The organism is Pseudomonas sp. F1_0610, from assembly GCF_047470865.1.
Lineage (GTDB): Bacteria > Pseudomonadota > Gammaproteobacteria > Pseudomonadales > Pseudomonadaceae > JAZDRH01.
The window spans coordinates 1-17,774 of record NZ_JAZDRH010000038.1; the positions used below are offsets into that span (position 1 = coordinate 1).

20 protein-coding genes and 1 riboswitch are annotated in these 17,774 nt (G+C 41.6%); of the genes, 11 read left to right on the plus strand and 9 right to left on the minus strand.

The genetic code is table 11. The features are described from left to right. Window positions 1-1,144 precede the first annotated feature (1,144 nt). The 3 genes from VQ643_RS14905 to VQ643_RS14915 all read left to right on the plus strand — a co-directional run bounded on the left by VQ643_RS14905 (window position 1,145) and on the right by VQ643_RS14915 (window position 2,459). On the plus strand, window positions 1,145-1,627 hold the full coding sequence (locus tag VQ643_RS14905; RefSeq protein ID WP_414200961.1) for an Lrp/AsnC family transcriptional regulator: 483 nt from the start codon (window positions 1,145-1,147) through the stop codon (window positions 1,625-1,627). 174 nt (window positions 1,628-1,801) lie between these two features. After that, window positions 1,802-2,002: a DUF2788 domain-containing protein gene (locus tag VQ643_RS14910; RefSeq protein WP_414200964.1), complete on the plus strand. Its 201-nt coding sequence runs from the start codon at window positions 1,802-1,804 to the stop codon at window positions 2,000-2,002. Between the two features lie 64 nt (window positions 2,003-2,066). Next, complete coding sequence (locus tag VQ643_RS14915; RefSeq protein ID WP_414201018.1) at window positions 2,067-2,459, plus strand: globin; 393 nt, start codon at window positions 2,067-2,069, stop codon at window positions 2,457-2,459. Between the two features lie 14 nt (window positions 2,460-2,473). Here VQ643_RS14915 and VQ643_RS14920 read toward each other — a convergent pair whose 3' ends face one another. After that, window positions 2,474-3,112, minus strand: coding sequence for a pseudouridine synthase (locus VQ643_RS14920; RefSeq protein WP_414200967.1), 639 nt, complete (start codon window positions 3,110-3,112; stop codon window positions 2,474-2,476). A 1-nt stretch (window position 3,113) separates the two neighbouring features. After that, window positions 3,114-3,566 (minus strand): flavodoxin domain-containing protein, encoded by a 453-nt coding sequence (locus VQ643_RS14925; protein WP_414200970.1) that lies wholly within the window; start codon window positions 3,564-3,566, stop codon window positions 3,114-3,116. A 284-nt stretch (window positions 3,567-3,850) separates the two neighbouring features. On the opposite strand from VQ643_RS14925, the gene folE reads away from it, so the two are divergent. Genes folE through VQ643_RS14945 form a run of 4 tightly spaced genes read left to right on the plus strand, consistent with a single transcriptional unit; the run spans window position 3,851 to window position 5,479 of the window. Continuing rightward, window positions 3,851-4,411: a GTP cyclohydrolase I FolE gene (folE, locus tag VQ643_RS14930; protein ID WP_414200973.1), complete on the plus strand. Its 561-nt coding sequence runs from the start codon at window positions 3,851-3,853 to the stop codon at window positions 4,409-4,411. A 45-nt stretch (window positions 4,412-4,456) separates the two neighbouring features. Continuing rightward, on the plus strand, window positions 4,457-4,753 hold the full coding sequence (locus tag VQ643_RS14935) for a DUF1244 domain-containing protein (protein ID WP_414200976.1): 297 nt from the start codon (window positions 4,457-4,459) through the stop codon (window positions 4,751-4,753). Continuing rightward, on the plus strand, window positions 4,746-5,087 hold the full coding sequence (locus tag VQ643_RS14940; protein WP_414200979.1) for a HopJ type III effector protein: 342 nt from the start codon (window positions 4,746-4,748) through the stop codon (window positions 5,085-5,087). The genes VQ643_RS14935 and VQ643_RS14940 overlap by 8 nt, the downstream gene beginning before the upstream one ends. A 35-nt stretch (window positions 5,088-5,122) precedes the next feature. Beyond that, window positions 5,123-5,479 (plus strand): hypothetical protein, encoded by a 357-nt coding sequence (locus VQ643_RS14945; RefSeq protein ID WP_414200982.1) that lies wholly within the window; start codon window positions 5,123-5,125, stop codon window positions 5,477-5,479. Between the two features lie 58 nt (window positions 5,480-5,537). Here VQ643_RS14945 and VQ643_RS14950 read toward each other — a convergent pair whose 3' ends face one another. Both VQ643_RS14950 and dxs read right to left on the minus strand, forming a co-directional pair. Further along, window positions 5,538-7,424 (minus strand): TonB-dependent receptor domain-containing protein, encoded by a 1,887-nt coding sequence (locus VQ643_RS14950; protein ID WP_414200985.1) that lies wholly within the window; start codon window positions 7,422-7,424, stop codon window positions 5,538-5,540. 90 nt (window positions 7,425-7,514) lie between these two features. Continuing rightward, window positions 7,515-7,684, minus strand: a riboswitch (cobalamin riboswitch). Window positions 7,685-7,693: 9 nt separating this feature from the next. After that, the gene (gene dxs / locus VQ643_RS14955) at window positions 7,694-9,565 is read right to left on the minus strand and encodes a 1-deoxy-D-xylulose-5-phosphate synthase (RefSeq protein WP_414200988.1); all 1,872 of its coding nucleotides are present in this window, start codon (window positions 9,563-9,565) and stop codon (window positions 7,694-7,696) included. 165 nt (window positions 9,566-9,730) lie between these two features. Between dxs and VQ643_RS14960 the strand changes: the two genes are divergently transcribed. Next, the gene (locus tag VQ643_RS14960; RefSeq protein WP_414200991.1) at window positions 9,731-10,417 is read left to right on the plus strand and encodes an energy-coupling factor ABC transporter permease; all 687 of its coding nucleotides are present in this window, start codon (window positions 9,731-9,733) and stop codon (window positions 10,415-10,417) included. A gap of 11 nt (window positions 10,418-10,428) precedes the next feature. After that, complete coding sequence (gene rfbC, locus VQ643_RS14965) at window positions 10,429-10,974, plus strand: dTDP-4-dehydrorhamnose 3,5-epimerase (RefSeq protein WP_414200994.1); 546 nt, start codon at window positions 10,429-10,431, stop codon at window positions 10,972-10,974. Here the strand turns inward: rfbC and VQ643_RS14970 are convergent, their stop codons facing one another. Both VQ643_RS14970 and VQ643_RS14975 read right to left on the minus strand, forming a co-directional pair. Then, entirely contained in the window at window positions 10,975-12,381 is a 1,407-nt protein-coding gene (locus VQ643_RS14970) for a PIG-L deacetylase family protein (RefSeq protein ID WP_414200997.1), read from the minus strand. Beyond that, window positions 12,382-13,281, minus strand: coding sequence for a GNAT family N-acetyltransferase (locus VQ643_RS14975; protein ID WP_414201000.1), 900 nt, complete (start codon window positions 13,279-13,281; stop codon window positions 12,382-12,384). It lies immediately after the preceding gene. A 103-nt stretch (window positions 13,282-13,384) separates the two neighbouring features. Between VQ643_RS14975 and rfbD the strand changes: the two genes are divergently transcribed. Both rfbD and VQ643_RS14985 read left to right on the plus strand, forming a co-directional pair. Next, complete coding sequence (gene rfbD / locus VQ643_RS14980; RefSeq protein WP_414201003.1) at window positions 13,385-14,272, plus strand: dTDP-4-dehydrorhamnose reductase; 888 nt, start codon at window positions 13,385-13,387, stop codon at window positions 14,270-14,272. Window positions 14,273-14,310: 38 nt separating this feature from the next. After that, window positions 14,311-14,934: a phosphotransferase gene (locus VQ643_RS14985; RefSeq protein ID WP_414201006.1), complete on the plus strand. Its 624-nt coding sequence runs from the start codon at window positions 14,311-14,313 to the stop codon at window positions 14,932-14,934. On the opposite strand, the gene VQ643_RS14990 is transcribed toward VQ643_RS14985, so the two are convergent. From VQ643_RS14990 to VQ643_RS15000, 3 genes are all read right to left on the minus strand, one after another. Next, entirely contained in the window at window positions 14,931-15,857 is a 927-nt protein-coding gene (locus VQ643_RS14990; RefSeq protein ID WP_414201009.1) for a ketoacyl-ACP synthase III, read from the minus strand. The genes VQ643_RS14985 and VQ643_RS14990 overlap by 4 nt on opposite strands. Before the next feature lie 126 nt (window positions 15,858-15,983). Then, window positions 15,984-17,156 (minus strand): O-antigen ligase family protein, encoded by a 1,173-nt coding sequence (locus tag VQ643_RS14995; protein WP_414201012.1) that lies wholly within the window; start codon window positions 17,154-17,156, stop codon window positions 15,984-15,986. Then, window positions 17,137-17,774 (minus strand): glycosyltransferase (locus VQ643_RS15000; RefSeq protein ID WP_414201015.1); only part of this gene is annotated, 638 nt, incomplete at its 5' end. The genes VQ643_RS14995 and VQ643_RS15000, both read right to left, overlap by 20 nt.

A 17,774-nucleotide genomic window follows, 5' to 3' on the forward strand; every position in this document is an offset into this window, starting at 1 on the left:
GTATTTAAATCTATTTTTTACATTGCTAAAAATTGATCAAAAAACAGACAACTTTTTCTGCTCATTTTTTAACCCACAAAAACCCTTTTTAATATCTTGATTTTATTGGTTATTTTTTTAGGCTACTCTCAGAGAGATGCCCCGCTTTTAAGGGGATTAAGACATAACAAGGAGTACGATCGGGATCTGGTTCTGTCTCAGAGAGATGCCCCGCTTTTAAGGGGATTAAGACCACCTTCGATAGAACTGATCGCCTCGGCAGTTGCCTCAGAGAGAAGCCCCGCTTTTCAGAGGATTAAGACCGTACTCGGCTAATTGTTGGTACGTTAGGTTGGTCTCAGAGAGATACCCCGCTTTTGAGGGGATTAAGACACCACTGATTCTGATGTTAACTTATCGTCTTTAACTCAGAGAGAAGCCCCGCTTTTAAGGGGATTAAGACACAGTGATTTCGTTGTAGCGCGAAAGGACATTATCTCAGATAGATACCCCGCTTTTGAGGGGATTAAGACCGAAGAATCGAGCCCCACTTACCTGAATGAAGACTCAGAGAGAAGCCCCGCTTTTGAGGGGATTAAAGTCTGTGTACATAATCCTGTAGGTTTTGCCTGATATGCTAAGAACCACTCTAGCCTTGAAGAATTAAGCGGTAGCTAGGAGCAACATTGCCCTACCGGAATGCTGCACTGGAATTATTCTGAGAAACTTTCTGCTTTTGCGCAAACACCCTTTTAGCTTGAGTACTAAAGACTGTTTCAGACTCAGAGAAATACTCTTTAATAGTTTAAGCCTACTTTTTGCAGCCACAAAAAAAGGAGCAACCCTAAGGCTCTCCTTTTTTGACTACTTGACTGCTTCCACTCTTTTGCTCTGCCTGATATCAGATGCTGTCTTTCACTTTCCTGATTGGGCTAGTGTACTCAATGGCCTATCACTTTTTGGTTAAAAGCTGGCTCCAAAAACCTGATTGGGTTTGTTGCATGTATTTATTGTTGTTGTTTTTCATTGAGCGGTGACATTGGGTATATAATAGACAAACCCCACCGAAAGGTGCTTGCTAAAACATGCTCATTTAAAGTAATATGCGCAACTATTAACTAATTTTTATTTAAAATGCGCAATTTATACCTAAAGGCATAAGACAATGGACAATCTTGACCGTTTTGATTTACGAATTTTAGCAGAACTACAGGCCGACTCTCGTGTATCAAATCAAGAACTCGCAGAACGCATTGGTTTATCGCCATCTCCTTGTTCTCGTCGCGTAAAACAACTTGAAGATGATGGCTATATTACTCGCCAAGTTGCTTTACTGAACCCTAAAAAACTAGGTTTAACCTTAACCGCTTATGTGCTAATTGGTATGGATCGCCATACGCCTGAGCGTTTTGCTAACTTCCAAAGCCATATTTTACAGTGGCCGGAAGTACAAGAGTGCAGCCTGATTACAGGCATGGACGCAGACTATCAGTTGAAAGTAGTGGTGCCCGATATGGAGCACTACCAACAGTTTCTCTTGAATAAGGTGACGCGCATAGAGGGCGTAACCAGCGTACGCTCTAGCTTCGTTTTGAATAATATTCAATTAAGCACTTGTCTGCCACTAGACCACTTAAAAAACAAGTAGTTTTTAGCCTACAGCGCTCATCTTATTTGCAAAGCTTATCTGCCTATATTGATAATTTTTACGTATAATGATGAGTAGCTTGCTGTGCTATTTTTATGTTTAAAAGTACTACTATAAGTACTAAACATTTGCGTGCGCAGCCTCCTTATTACACCTAAAGCATTTGGAGGCACTATGGAACCAGAAGTACTTGAAGAACTGATGACCGCCGTTCTTATTGGTGGGCTTATCTGTTTTATGGCATTTATTGTGTGGGATTTAGCCAAAAAATCCAAAGCAGGACGCTTTGGCACTGCGATTTTGTTTTTCGCTCTGGGATTAGGCGTTTTAGGTTTCATTATTAAAGTAGTAGTTACCGCGTTTCTACCCTATTAACAGGTAACGCAGTTCGACTTAGGCAGCTTAGGCTGCCTAGTCTGCAATAGGAAAATATAAAGTGATAAATGCCCCTGACCTTGTTATGCAAAGCTATGGTCGCTGTTGTGCTCAACCTGAGTTTTTTGATTTATTCTATAAAAACTTTCTCAGTAGCTCCCCAGAAATTAAAGATAAATTTACCAATACCGAAATGGCAGGGCAAAAATTACTTTTGCGCCAAGGCATTTTAAACATTGTGCTTTATGCTCGCGGTATGCCTGATACCAAGCTACGTGCACTAGGCGCCAGCCATTCACGTGAGCATTTAAATATTCGCCCTGAACTTTATCAGCTATGGCTTAAAGCCTTACTTGTTACTATTGCTGATCAAGACCCTGAATATACAACTGAAATTGGTAATGCATGGAAACAGGTTGTTACCCAAGGTATTGAAATAATTACCTCATTTTACTAACAATACTAAAGCCCTTATCGGGCTTTAGTGTTTAATACTGCGTGGTCTACTTCTCGCCATTGACCTTGCGCTAAACCCTCTAAACACCAAGGTCCAATTTGCACTCGAACCAAGCGTAATGTGGGCAAGCCGACAGCGGCTGTCATACGCCTTACTTGTCGGTTGCGCCCTTCTTTGATTGAAATAGATAACCAAGCGGTAGGAATATTTTGGCGAAAACGCACAGGCGGATTACGTGGCCATAACTCAGGCGCTTCAATTGGCAGGACTTGGGCGGGTAAGGTTATGCCATCTTTTAATACAACACCTTGGCTTAGCTGGCTAAGCTGCTCAGGATTAGGAATGCCTTCAACCTGTACCCAATAGGTTTTTTCTAATTTAAATTTAGGATCAGCTATTTGCGCTTGTAAACGCCCATTGTTGGTAAGCAGAATTAAGCCTTCACTGTCTCTATCTAAACGCCCAGCTGGATAAACATCTGGTACTTTGACAAAGTCTTTGAGGGTTTTTCGCCCTTGTTCATCATTAAACTGGCTGAGCACATCATAGGGCTTATTTAGCAGTAATAAACGGGTTACCTTTGGCTGTGGCTTGCTGGCTTTACGGCGTTTGATACTAGGCGCTACTGTGGAGCGCCTTTTGTTAAGTGTCATATTACGCCTTTAGCTTTGCCGCAAACTCAGCTAGCCATGGCTCGGCATCTAGCTCTGGCGTGACAGTTGCACTGGCATCTAGACGCAGCATATCAAGTACAGGCTGAGTGCCTAATTCCTCTAGCAGCTCTTTAATTTGCTCACCCGCGCCGCAAAAAGTAGGACCATAGCTTTGATCGCCCAATGCTATAACGCCGCTTGGTAACCCCTGCCAATTGGGGGCATTTTCTTTTAAGGCCTGAAAGATTGGATAAATAGTATCTGGCAGTTCGCCCATGCCAGTGGTTGAACAAATAAACAATACAGCATCCGCTTGCTCTGCGATTAATTGTTCATAGGTAATTCGTGAGTTATACACAACCTCTATAGCCTGCTCTTTGAGCTTTTCTTCTGCGTGATAGGCGACTTCTTCTGATGTACCAAAGACTGTGCCAGAAATAATTACCAGTTTCATTGGTTATCCTTAATTATTAGTAGATATGGATTCTATTATGCCTGAACCCTTGAGAAGAGGCATTTCTTAGCGACAAGGCTCTCTCATCCTTTCAATTTTTAACTAAAAAAAGCAAGCGTAAAACACCGTTTTTCTCTATTCAATGTCTCAGATATATCTAAATGAATGGATTTAATAGTCCAATTTAAATAAATAAACTAGCTCTTGAAAGGATAAATTGGCATTCTACCCGCTTTCTGTTAACCGGTCGTACTGACAAAACTCAGTACCGTTTCGGAGTTATTATGTGTGACGATATTGCTAAACACTACCGTGAAATCCTTGTACAGCTAGGTGAAGACCCCGATCGCGAAGGCTTGCTGGATACCCCTAAGCGTGCAGCCAAGGCAATGCAGTACCTTTGTAATGGCTATAGCAAAACTGTAGAGGAAGTAGTTAATGGCGCGCTTTTTGAGTCTGAAAGCGATGAAATGGTTATAGTGCGTGATATCGAACTGTATTCATTGTGCGAGCATCATTTACTGCCTTTTATCGGTAAGGCGCATGTGGCTTACTTACCCACAGGCAAGGTTGTTGGTTTGTCAAAAATCGCTCGTATTGTGGATATGTTTGCTCGCCGTTTACAGATTCAAGAAAATCTAACGCGACAAATTGCCGATGCGGTTCAAGAAATAACTCAAGCTTCTGGTGTAGGTGTGGTGATTGAAGCTAAGCACATGTGCATGATGATGCGTGGCGTGGAAAAGCAAAACTCTATTATGACGACATCAAGTATGCTAGGTGCTTTCCGTAATTCAGGCACTACACGCCAAGAGTTTTTACAGCTCATCAACCATAATCGTTAACCTACTAAGGCTGGTATTTAGCTAGCCTTTATTCAAGAGCCTATTATGACTGAACAACAACGTCTAGAACTTGAAGCAGCCACCTTTCGCCGCCTTGTCGCTCATCTACAATCACGCACTGATGTACAAAATATAGCGTTAATGAATCTAGCTGGATTTTGTCGTAACTGTTTATCCAAGTGGTATGTTGCAGAAGGCAAAGAGCGTGGGGTTACTTTGGATTTAGAAACTATCCGTACTGAGATTTACGGCATGCCTTATGCACAATGGAAAGCTGAATATCAAAAAGAAGCTTCTACCGAGCAGCTGGCTAGTTTTGCCAAAAACAAGCCCAATGAATAAGCTTAGCCAATTACGTGCGGCATTGCATCAAAGCAATTTTAGCTTTGCCCAGATGCTAGATTTTATTGATCGCCATTATTGCTATACGCCCAGTGCTTTTAGTAACAATGGCGTAATAAATGCTGCTAATACAAACCAAGGTAGCGGCAAAATTTTAGCTTTGGCGCTATTGGAGGGCTTTAGTAAAGAAGAAGCCTTGCTGGCTTATGGCGAGCATTATCGTCATGTGTTAACAACACCAGAGCACACCGACCACGCCAATATTCGTGCCTTGCTAAAAGGGCAATTAGCCTTAGTTGTATTTGAACAAGTCGCCTTGGCTAAACGCGTATAGTGGTTGTAGCTAATTTAAGGTGACCTATACTATTTATGGCTAAGAAAACAGCAGAACAAAAAGCAGAAGAGCAACAACGCTATATAGCAGCCTGTGGTGCTAGTTGTAGAGAGGAGTTAGCGCCTTTTCTTGAGGACCCCAACCAAGCTATTCGTGCAACAGCGGCAGCCAATCCTGATGCGGATGCCGAAATCCTAGATTGCTTTGCTAATGATAGATTTTACGGTGTGCGCTTAGAAGTGATTAATAACGCCAACGTTAGCCAAGCTACGCTATTTCGTTTATTAGAAGCGGATATTAAAAAGCGAGGCGTAGTACATCATGCTGCACGTGAAAAGCTGGAGAAGCTAGGCGTTGTCTTTGCAGAAGATGGAATGCCTCTATTGAAATAGATAAATTGGCCTACTTAGCGTTGGCCAACCTACCTATTTTAAATACCTATATGTTCAATTAAAACCTGTAGCCTACAGATAGCTCAGCCACTTGTTTGGGGGCTGGATAGTAGCCATAAACTGAAGCATAGCTATTGTAGTTCTTATTAAAAATATTGTTCACACGTAGTTTTGTTGAAAAGTTTTTATAGTGGTAAACCGCGGCTAAATTATATAGCGTGTAACCACCTTCTTTTCCTTGGGTGTGTCCATCATCGCTTGATAAATAGCTAGCGCCTGTATAGGCCGCTTCTAGTTGCAAATTAAATCCATCCAATAACGCATAGTCTAGCATTAGACTAGCGGCATGGCGGGCGACACCACCAACTGCGTTCCCCTTATAAGAGCCTTTTCTATAACGAGCATCTGTTAAGCTGTACTGCCCTAATAGCGTTAAGCGCTGTGTCACGTCGTAACTGCCTTCATACATCAAGCCCTGCCGTCTAGTACCATCAAGGTTAATATTGGCACCATATCCATAAAAGCTATCTGGATTAGCAATCACTGCATCATAAAAAATTTCATTGTTTAAATTCAGGCGGTACAGACTTAAACTGTGACGTTGCTTATTTCCTACCCACTCAAGACCTGACTCCCAAGAAGTGCCTGTTTGTGGTTTTAAATATACAACCTGAGGAAGAACTAAGCCGTTATCATCTACATTCGCCCAACGCAATACATCTTCTCGTTTTAAGAAAAACTGTAGATTATCTGTCGCTTGCCAAACTAAACCAAGGCTTGTGCTATTTTCACGTCCATGATGCTTATTGTTTGCAGTAAAACTATCATCAACCTTACTTGTTCGGTAGCCTAAAGTTAAGAATAACCTTTCATTTAAAGGCTGATTTAAATTGATATACCAATCTTCTTTGCGTTGCGTACTATTATTAAATCCTTTAGCCTCACTCTTAATATAATCATAGCCTGCTAATAACTCTGTGCCTGTTGCCAAACGCAATGTTATCCGGGGAGAAAAGCTCTCTATATCAGTACTATTTTTTTTATCAGTGCCCCAAGTAAAAACCTCACCGTTACGCTTACTGTTTGCATAATCTAAATATGCCGTGAGCTCGTCAGTTAATCTCTGCTGCAACGCAAAACGATCTGTTTTTGTTCTGTCACTTTGCCAATCCAAAGCACTACTTTGCCTGCGATTATCCTTTTTCTGTTTGTACGTTAAGGATCCTGGAAGGTGCAAATTATCATGAGAAGTTTGATGCTCATACAATAACCATCCCAGATCATGGTCATAACGTAAACGGGCAAAAAAATCATCATAGTTCGTTTGGTTATTCTTACGGTAATTATCGCCAGAACCTGAAACACCACTTAAATAAACAGACAAACCATTATCTAAGGAAAGGTAAGTATTGCCACGATAGACCTCCATATCCTGACTGCCGCGGGTTGCTTCAATATAGCCGCCAGTTCCCTGTGGTTGCCGTGTAATTATATTAATTACTCCGCCCACTGCTTGATCACCATATAAAACAGCTCCTGAGCCTCGAATTATTTCCACCCGTTCAATATTAAATAAAGGTATGGCATTAAAGTTAGGGGCTTTCATAGTTGGCTCATTAAGCGGTCGGCCATCTACTAATAATAAAGTGTTATTTACTGAGTTCTCACCAAATCCCCTTAAACTAAAAGAGACATGCCGCCTATCACCAATACTATCTTTTATTTGAATACCCGCTTTACCTTGTAAGATATCGACTAAATTACTTGCTGCACTCTTTTCAATATCTTCACGGGTAATTACTTGCACGCTACTAGCAACAGGATTCTGCAGCGCAGTTCCTTTATTTACCACAGTAGTTGTCGATAAGTTTATAGGCTCCGTGGTGCCAGCATAAACGGTAGGTGCAAATAGAAAAACACTGACAATAGCTATATATTTTTTCATATGAATTTTCCCCAAAAGTTAACCGCTTTTGAGGAGGGCGAAGGCAAGAGAGATCAGCTATGACCTTACTTGAGGTGTCGCCCTCCGCAACACCTAGTTTTTTTGTAAGGCAGGTCTCCGGGCTATAACTATGTTTTTCGCCTTCCCAGCACAAGCCAGTGGCACAATGAAAAACACATTCGGTTATTTACCGTTGCGGGGGCAGCGTAGGTTATCTACTTCCCTTTTAAGCGTTGCGCACCTTACAAAATACAGCTTTCAATGATTTGTTATGACGATAAACGTTGTTCAATAGCGGCTAAAATACCAGCCGCATCTAAACCACACTCTGCTAGCATTTGCTTTGGCGTGGCCTGTTCTATATAACGATCTGGAATCCCTAGATGAAGTAATGGCACAGTCTGTTGTTGCTGTTCCAAAAACTCACCTACTGCACTACCAGCCCCTCCCATAATGGCGTTTTCTTCAATAGTTACTAGTAGTGAATGGGTTTTAGCTAATTCTTCTACCATGAGCTCGTCTAAAGGTTTGACAAAGCGCATATCTACAACTGTAGCATCCAATGTTTCAGCTGCTTGTAAAGCTTCACTCAATTGCACACCAAAAACCAAAATAGCGACCTTTTGCCCTTGACGGCGTAGTAGCGCTTTGCCTATTGCAACAGGTTCTAGGCTCTGCGTAATAGCTGCACCTGGACCTGTACCTCGTGGATAGCGCACAGCCGCTGGCCCTTGATAGCGATAGCCTGTATTGAGTAACAAACGCAATTCATTTTCATCGCTAGGCGTCATGATCAGCATTTTCGGAATACAGCGCAGGTAGGAAATATCAAAACTTCCTGCATGTGTTGGTCCATCCTCACCGACTAAGCCTGCTCGATCAATAGCAAACAATACGTCAAGATCCTGTAAGGCAACATCATGCACCAGTTGATCATAAGCGCGCTGTAAAAAGGTTGAATAAATAGCCACTACTGGCTTCATGCCTTCACAAGCCATACCTGCTGCGAGAGTAACCGCATGCTGCTCGGCAATGGCTACGTCAAAATAGCGCGCTGGGAATCGCTCGCTAAAGTCAATTAAGTCGGAGCCTTCCTTCATTGCGGGGGTGATACCCAGTAAGCGCTCATCAGCCGTTGCCATATCACACAACCAACGCCCAAATACATTGGAATAACGTGGCCCGCCTTTAGCAGGTGAGCTAGATTTCACTTTGCTAATAGCATGGTAGGTAATAGGATCTTCTTCGGCAGGTGCAAAGCCTTTACCTTTTTTGGTAATCACATGCAGAAACTGTGGGCCTTTTAAATCACGCATATTGCGCAAGGTGGTGACTAACGCTGATAAATCATGCCCATCAATGGGACCAATATAATTCCAGCCTAGCTCCTCAAACATGATGCCAGGCGCTAACATAGCTTTTGCATGTTCTTCTGTTTTGCGCGCTAACTGCCAAGCACCTGGTAGTTTTGACAGAATTTTTTTACTGCCCTCTCGCATGCTGGCATAGGTTTGACTGGTGAGAATACGCGCTAGATGATGCGACAAGCCGCCTACATTGTTAGAAATCGACATATCGTTATCATTTAGAATAACGAGCATATCAGCACCTACTTCTGGTGCATGATTAAGTGCTTCAAACGCCATACCAGCAGTCATAGCGCCGTCACCAATAACAGCTACTGCTTTACGCTCTAGGCCTTGTAGCTTGCTTGCAATCGCCATGCCTAAAGCCGCACTAATTGAGGTGCTAGAATGCCCAACACCAAAGGTATCGTATATGCTTTCTGTGCGTTTAGGAAAAGCAGAAATACCATCTTTTTGGCGCAGGCTGTCCATCGCTTCGCGACGTCCTGTTAATATTTTATGCGGATAGGCTTGATGCCCTACATCCCAAACAAGGCGATCTTCAGGCGTATCAAACACATAATGCAACGCCACTGTTAACTCAACAACGCCTAAGCCAGCGGCAAAGTGCCCACCCGTTTGTCCTACACGCCATAACAGGTGCAAACGCAGCTCATCAGCTAAGGTTAACAGCTCTGTTTCTGACAGATGACGCAACTGCTCAGGTGTTGTAATCTGATCTAGCAATGGCGTTTCTGGACGCTCTAATGGTATTTCGGAAAAAGTCTTAGGCATCACTACGGTCGTTCTAAAACTAAAAGATGGCTAAGTTTAACTGAAACTACGATCTACCCCAATGGGCAAACAAGCATTTACCTAGAAAGCGAGCAACTCTGAAGAATTTATTGCACTTTATATGCTAGCTTTACTGCCTAGCTGGTAACTTAGAGAGCCTTAACTGTGATAGATAGCAGCATTTTAAGCGAACTTACGCTAACCATTGGCTGGGCTATTTATGCTCCTGTTCTGCTATGGGCAATATTTAACGCGCCTTGGGTGGAACTCTTTAGTGATCAACGAAAACAACACCTGCTATTTGGTACCGTGTTTTGTTTATGTTTGTTATGGATGATTCGTAAAGACTTTCCTTCTGGTATTTCCTTTCATTTTATTGGCATGACCGCTGTCACGCTTTTGCTCAATTGGCCGCTAGCTATTTTAGCAGGGCTTATAGCGCAGCTGTCTTTATTGGTTTTAGGCAAGCAAGATTTCGCCTCTTTTGGCTTAAATGCCGTTCTTGTAACCCTCATTCCTGTGCTGATTGTGCATTTGTGCGCTGAATGGGTGGAGCGTTTAAAACCTGAAAATCTCTTTGTTTATATTTTCTGCTCTGGCTTCTTCCCAGCCGCCATTACCGCTATTATTTGCAGCTTCACGGGTTTAGGCTTACTTTGGATTGACGGCATCTACGCCTTTCCACCTTGGATAAGTGAGTTTATAGGCATGTTATTATTGGTTGCTTTCCCAGAAGCCTTTATTAACGGCACCGTGATTACGGCCTTAGTGGTGTTTAAGCCTGAATGGCTAGAAACCTTTAACCGAACACGTTATTTGCAGGCGCCCTGGAAAGATGAAAAAGCGGACTAGCCATTAAATTAATGAACATCATTCAAACCAAATTCCCTGATGTTATGCTTCTTGAACCTAAAATTTTTGAAGATGAGCGAGGCTTCTTTTTAGAAAGTTATCAGCAGCATCGATATCAAGCAGCGGGAATACAACTCCCCTTTGTTCAAGACAATATGTCACGCTCTTATAAAGGCGTGCTGCGCGGCTTGCACTTTCAAAAATCAAATCCGCAAGGAAAGCTTATTACAGTAACCCAAGGTTTGGTCTTTGATGTGGTCGTTAATATCAATCCTAATTCTGAACATTTTGGCCAGCATTGCAGCTTTGAATTAAGTGGTGATACTCAAAGGCAACTTTGGATCCCACCGGGATATGCGCATGGTTTCTATGTACTCAGTGATATTGCTGTCTTTCACTATAAATGCACTGCTTACTATGCACCCAGCGATGAAGCTGGGATTCGCTGGAATGACCCGCAACTGGGGATTGATTGGCCAATAGTAAGTGCGCCTTTGTTATCGGAAAAAGACGCCAAACTGCCTTTATGGTGCGATTTAGTGCAATCACTGAGCTGATTATTTCAGTGAGCGTACCCAAAATAACTCATGACGACGCACTGCTTTGCGGAAAAACTCATTTTCACCAGTAGCTGGCCAGCGCCGCCCTAGTAAATAGTGCTGCAAATAACGGCGCACACGTTTTTTCAATGGCATCGCTGGTTGTAAATCATGCTGCATAGCTAAGGCCATTGCTTTATCTAGCTGCTGCTCTTTAGTCAGGTTAAAAGCCCACAAGGAATCTGCTTCCAATTCACGCATAGCAGGTGGCAGCGCTACACCATCACCAGCATTACCCATTGGCCAGCGATCGTTATCATGTAAATGGTTCGCGTAAAATAGTAGGTTTTCGGGCTTATGCTCTGCTGTCTCTAATGCCTGATATAGCGCAGCTGTGGTAGCCACATGGTCGGCATGGGGATCAAGGGTTGGATGCGGAGTAATCACCACATCAGGTTTAAAGTGCGCTAATACTTCCACTAAGTCCTGCACTAAGTTTTGCCAGCTTGGTGTACCTGTAGCATCACTTGTAAGCTGAATACTGTTGTAATTACGTACACAACGTATATCGCTATCTTTTGACGCTTTAGAGCCGAAGGCTTGCTCTGGTGCCGACTGCATATTGTTTAATTGCAAACAGTAGTAGCCTAACTGCACAGTATTTTCAGCCTTAACACCGCCCCACTGGGGAATCATTATACTGTCCCACGCACGCAAGCGCCCTTTAAGCTTGGCTGCCTGATCTTGAGTTAAGCCTAATACTTGGTAATTTTCTGCTTCAATTTCACCTTGGGTTATGGTGATTACACTCTTATTTTCAGATGAACTATAGACACCATAGGCAGCTAGCTCAGCATCGTCGGCGTGAGGTGCCAGCACCATAATAGATTGACGAGTAAAATCAGGCTGGGCAAAGGCAATCAGTTCAACCTGAGCCTCTAGCCTACAAAACTGAGTTTTAAATACAAGCTGATCTGCGACCAAGGCGGCATGCTGCCCTGTTAAATTTAAATAACGCACACCTTTAGCTGAGCGCTCAAAGGTTTGTTGATCATCAGCAAACACAATGCTGGGATCAAATAAACGACCTAGCCATGAAGTTTGCAGTCTAATCTTTAACAATAATGTATCTGTACTGCTGATTTGCTGCTGCTGATCCTCAGTTAACAGCAAAGCCCCTTGAACTAGCTGCGTAGTAAAACATTTGGCTGTTTCTGGAAACTGATAGCGGTAATCTTCATTTGGCAAATAAAACAAATGATCAGACAACCAAGCCTCATGTACTATCCAAAATACCACCAACAAACAGGGAATCAGCCACCAGTGCCAGAACCCTGAAACTAAAATAACCAGCAGTGCGGCTACTAAAATCAGGCGCTTTTGTTTGCGGTGCCTTTTTAATAATTGCTGCTTATGATTATGCATTTAGCGGACCTCATAAACAGGGTGGTTATTGCACCAACGGTCTTTGTATTCACGATCAGAACGGCCAAAAGAATAACGCAAGGTTTTACCTTGCTCTCGAGCATAAGCCCATTGCTCCTGCGTATTAACAAAACTTAGCACGCTACCTGGGCTAAACTCACGCTGCTGAGGGTCAACGCCACCATTAATATACTCAAGGCTTACCCAATTTGGCGCCTCCACACGGTATAGAATCTGGATAGCCACAGGCTGGTTATCCAAATAAACTAAATTTCCTACCATAAATTCACGCAAAAGATTAAAGACATCAACAAGGTGCCCTTTACCAGGTACAGGAAAGCCCCAACGTCGTTCAAACAAACTGGTATAAATACTGGCGATTTCTTGCGTACTCAGGTTTTCCATAGGCACTAAACTGCCGCCTGCTTCTTCTAACAAACGTTGCTCACGCCTTTGGTTATAGCGAAATTTTTTACTGTATTCTTCTGGCTGCCGAGCCAAGGCTAAAGATTCTTTTTGTGGCTTTGCACTCACGATTTGCTGGCTGTTTAACGCAGATAGATAACGTACTTTATGACGTAATAAAACCTGAGCTTCTTGCGCTACAGGAAGAATAATTTCGGCATTACCTAAATCAAACAGATGACGTTTCTTGGCATGTTTTAAGCAGTCTTTAGATAAGGCCAAATAACGCCCTGTGACAGGTAGCGCCGCCTGTAATTGTTCACCCTCAAACCAGCCCAAATAACTTACTTGCAACTGCGCAAAATCAGATAAGCGCTCAACAATATCGGGATGTGTTGCTACACTACCACCAAAGGTTTGCCATGCGGCACTATATTCTTGTGCTGAAATATCCTGCCAGCCGCGTTCACGATAGGCTTTAAAATAATTAAGCATTTGCACCCTTAATGGTTAGATCTAAATACGGGCAGCAGTTTAACATAGGATATGGGCTAAAATTGCTGCTCTACTCAACATACAATGGAAACTTAACAAGCTTATGCATGTTTTGCTCTGTGGCGCTACTGGTCAAATAGGCCAATCTATTCTTCAACTTTGTCCACAAGACTGGCAACTTACCTGTACCCACTCCTCAACGTTAGATATTAGCCAGCCTAATTGTGTTGAGCAGATTAGTGAGCAGATTAAACCCAAGCTAATCATCAATGCGGCTGCATATACAGCAGTTGATCGAGCAGAACTAGATACAACACGCGCGTACCAGGTTAATCAGCTTGGCTGTCGTCACCTTGCCTGGGCGGCACAAAAACTAGACTGCCCTATTTTTCATCTATCTACTGATTATGTGTTTTCTGGGGAACAAACAGCCGCCTATGTAGAGACAGATATTCCCCAGCCCATTAATGTGTATGGCGCGAGTAAACTAGCCGGCGAGCAGGAAATTTTAAACATTGCAACTAAGGCCTTAATCCTACGTACAAGCTGGGTATTTAGTGAGTATGGCTCAAACTTTGTAAAAACCATGTTACGCCTTGCCCAAGAACATGAACTGAGCATTATTAATGATCAATACGGGGCCCCTACTTCAGCATTAGGTATTGCCCAACTACTCTGGAAACTGGCGATAAACTACAAAGAACAGCAGCAACTTGAATGGGGGATTTACCATTATTCAGGAGCGCCTTACTGCTCATGGTATGATTTTGCTAAGGTTATTTTCCAGCAGGCATTGGCCATTGGACTGGTTACACAACAACCTCAACTTAAAGCAATATCTAGCAGCCAATATCCAAGCTCTGCTCGGCGTCCTAGCTCATCATCACTAAATATGGATAAACTTTTTTCTCTTTATAACGTTGCAGCTGATAACTGGGAAGAGCAATTAGTTTCAGTACTGGTAAAGCTTTCAGCTGAAAATAAAACCTAACTTTAGTAAACTGCAAAATTACAGACACAGAGGTAAGTATGAAGGTATTGCCCCTTGCGTATTTTTTACAGTTAAAGAAAGATGCAAAAATTCTTGAGCAAGATACTTGTGGTGAAAAGGTATTACTTTTAACTGACGGTAGCATAATTAAGCTTTTTCGCCGCAAGCGAGCCTTCACTTCTGCTGCTTTTTGGCCGTATGCTGAGCGTTTTGCAAAAAATGCAAAACGCCTAGATAACTTAGACGTACCTGTGCCTAAAATTCTAAATGTATTCCATATTGCAGAAATTGAGCGTGATATTGTGCATTATCAGCCCTTACCTGGGCGCACTCTTCGTCAACTGCAAACAGACAAAATAACAGTGCCAAACAACCTTTTTGAGCAACTCGCCAGCTTTATTGCCAAGCTGCATCAACAAGGCGTGTTATTTCGTTCAATACATCTTGGCAATATTGTATTAACGCCTGATAACCAACTTGGCTTAATTGACTTTGCCGACCTCAAAAAACAAATATTTCCGTTGCTAACATCACAGCGAACGCGCAACTTTAAACATATGCTGCGCTATGCAGAAGATCACACATGGCTTGCCAGCAAAGTCTTTGGTGATTTTGAAAAAAGCTATAAAGACATTACTGGCTATAGAAAAAAGATTCTTTAAGTGCGGAATAAAATAGCAGAAGCCCAAGATAAGCCAACACCAAAACCACTCATCACTAAATTGCTCCAGTTACTTGTGAAGGCATAATGTTCTAGTAACAAAGGAATAGACGAAGAAACCGTATTGCCAACGCCCATCATATCCTTAATAACTTTGCTTTCGTCTACACCCAAACGCTTGGTAATGGCATCAACGATAGCTGCACTGCCTTGGTGTAACAGAAAACTATCTACTTGCTCTAATTGCATCTGCTCTTTTTCAAGTACGCCTTGAATATGAGGCACAATTTTCTGGCTTGCAAAGTTAAATACTTGACGGCCATTCATATGAAAATGCCCGCCTTTAGTTACCAAGTATTCGGCACCTGAGCCGTCAGTGCCAAAGTCGCAAGCCCCTAAACGCCACTCTGGATCTTCACCCAACCAAGTAACGGTGGCAGCATCACCAAATAACATACTGGTAACACGGTCTTCCATATTGATAATTTTCGAATAAGGATCAGCTGTAATCAGTAACGCGTTTTTCATACCTGTCGCCTGCATAAAGCCTTGCGCAGCGTACAATCCATACACATAGCCTGAACAGCCTAGACCAATATCAAAGGCCGCAATTGTTTTTGCTAGTCCAAGCTTATCCTGCACAATAGCCGCGGTATGTGGCAAGCCTTCGCCATCACCATTTTGGGTTACGACAATTACGGCTTGCACTTTTTCTAGGTCAAACTCAGGGGTTTTGTGTATCAAGTTCTGTACAGCTTTTACAGCTAAGTCAGAGCTTTCTTCATCAGCCGCTTTAATAGCCAAGGTTTCTGTTCCCAGCTTTACACGTACAAACTCCGCATCACGATCAAACTTTTCCGCCTGAGCTACGTTATCAATACGTTCATGGGGAACGTAGCTTGCAATTTTTTTTATACCGATCATTCTGGCTGCCTCGAAACTACAAAACCTAAAAACGACTATATAGTCGCAAAAAAATAAAACCTCCCTTAAGGGAGTAACGTACCACCTAAGACGCCAGCATTATAAAAAAGGACACACACCTCTGGATCAAGAGAGAAGCTTTGCCTTTGCTAACTTGTACTGCTCAAAGATAGGTCGTTGAAGGCCGACCATACACATTAGAATAGGAAGCCAGAAATAAACCCATAACTCACTATTACCTGCAAATAGAGTCTCGCTTTCCGTCAAAATGGTTGGAAGTGCATAAAATACTAACAATCCCCACTGAGGCTTATACTTAAAGATCATATAGATCAGCGGGGTAAAGAATAGTAAGAATAAGATAGCACCTATAATTCCAGTGTTGTGCAGTATTGATAAATAAATATTATGCGGATGCGCAAACTGTCCAAGAATATTTTTCATGGGCGCACAACCCACAAAGTAGTTACAGTTATTGATATAATCAAACCAAACTTCTTTCCAAATAACAGTTCTATGACTAGCTCCTCGATTAGCGACCAAGTCGCCTATCTCTGTAAAATACAAGGCTGCGCAGACTATTAAAAATATTACAAAGAAATATAAATAGGTTTTTTTGTATATTGCAAATCCTATAAAATACGCAAGTACACCTAGCAATGCCGTTCTCGACTGGAAAATAACACCCAGAAAAGCAACATAAGCAAAAAATATAAAAACAGCTAAAAAGACAAGAATGCTTTTATTTTTATCTATTTTATTAAGAAAATACTGATCAAAAAACATTAAAAATATAAAACAGAGTAGCATCGAGAAAAAACCAGGGTGATAGTATTCCCCAAGCCAATTAGCATAGCGAATAAATTTTCCCGTCTCCCCCCATATTAAAAACCAGTCAAAAATAATATAAACAGATATACAAAAAGCTAATAAAAAGGATGCTAGATAAACAGACTTAAAAAATTTATTTTTGCTAAACACAAAGCATCCAACAAGAAAAAGGCATAAATATATAGGTATCTTATAACCGCTTAGCTCCCACTCCATTAGTGACAAGGCCAACATGGGCAATAAAAACAACAACAAACTAAAAACAACTTCTTTATCTTCTCTATAAAATAGAAATAAAGTTAATAGGCCGAGAAAGCCAATACCAACATAGAAAAAATTATTTATAGTTTTATTTGTTAAGTCTAAAAAGTAACCATTAACAAATATAAATAAAGAGATCCATAAAAAGGCACACAAAATCTGCAATACTATTTTTTTATCAAGCCTACTATGTTGTTTTAAAAGCACTACTAATCTTCCCCAAAAAATGGTTAGTCTGTGAGAGCACAACTTTATCTCTAAGCTGTTCAGACTGCAATTTTAGCATAATTTCCTGATACCATTTATCATAATCTCCATGATCTGCATATAAACCTGTATCGCCTAACTGCTCTATAAAGGCTGGCAAGGGCGTAGTTGCTACGGCTATATTGGCTTGAATAGCTTCCTTGATAATTAATCCAAGTCCTTCTGAATATGAAAAACTAACCAGTAAATCAAATTGTTTTAGATAACTATCTACGTTATCAACAAAGCCCTTTAAAAAAAGATGTTCAGAAAGGTTTTTTTCAATAATTTTATTTTCAATTTCATTTTTTAACTCACCATCACCAAAAATATACCAAACAAAGTCAAAATTCTTTTCTTTTAAATACTCTGCAAATTCAATAATATCCAAAACACCTTTTGATTTTACCAACCGACCAACACTAGCAATCTTAAACTTATTTGTATATTTTTCTTCCAAGAAAAGTTTTTCAGCATGAGCTAAAGCATCTGAGGTTAGATTCTGGGTTGTAATTAGGTTACGTATAGACTTAACAGGTAATTTAATTTTATTTGATATGCTATTTGCAAGATAATCAG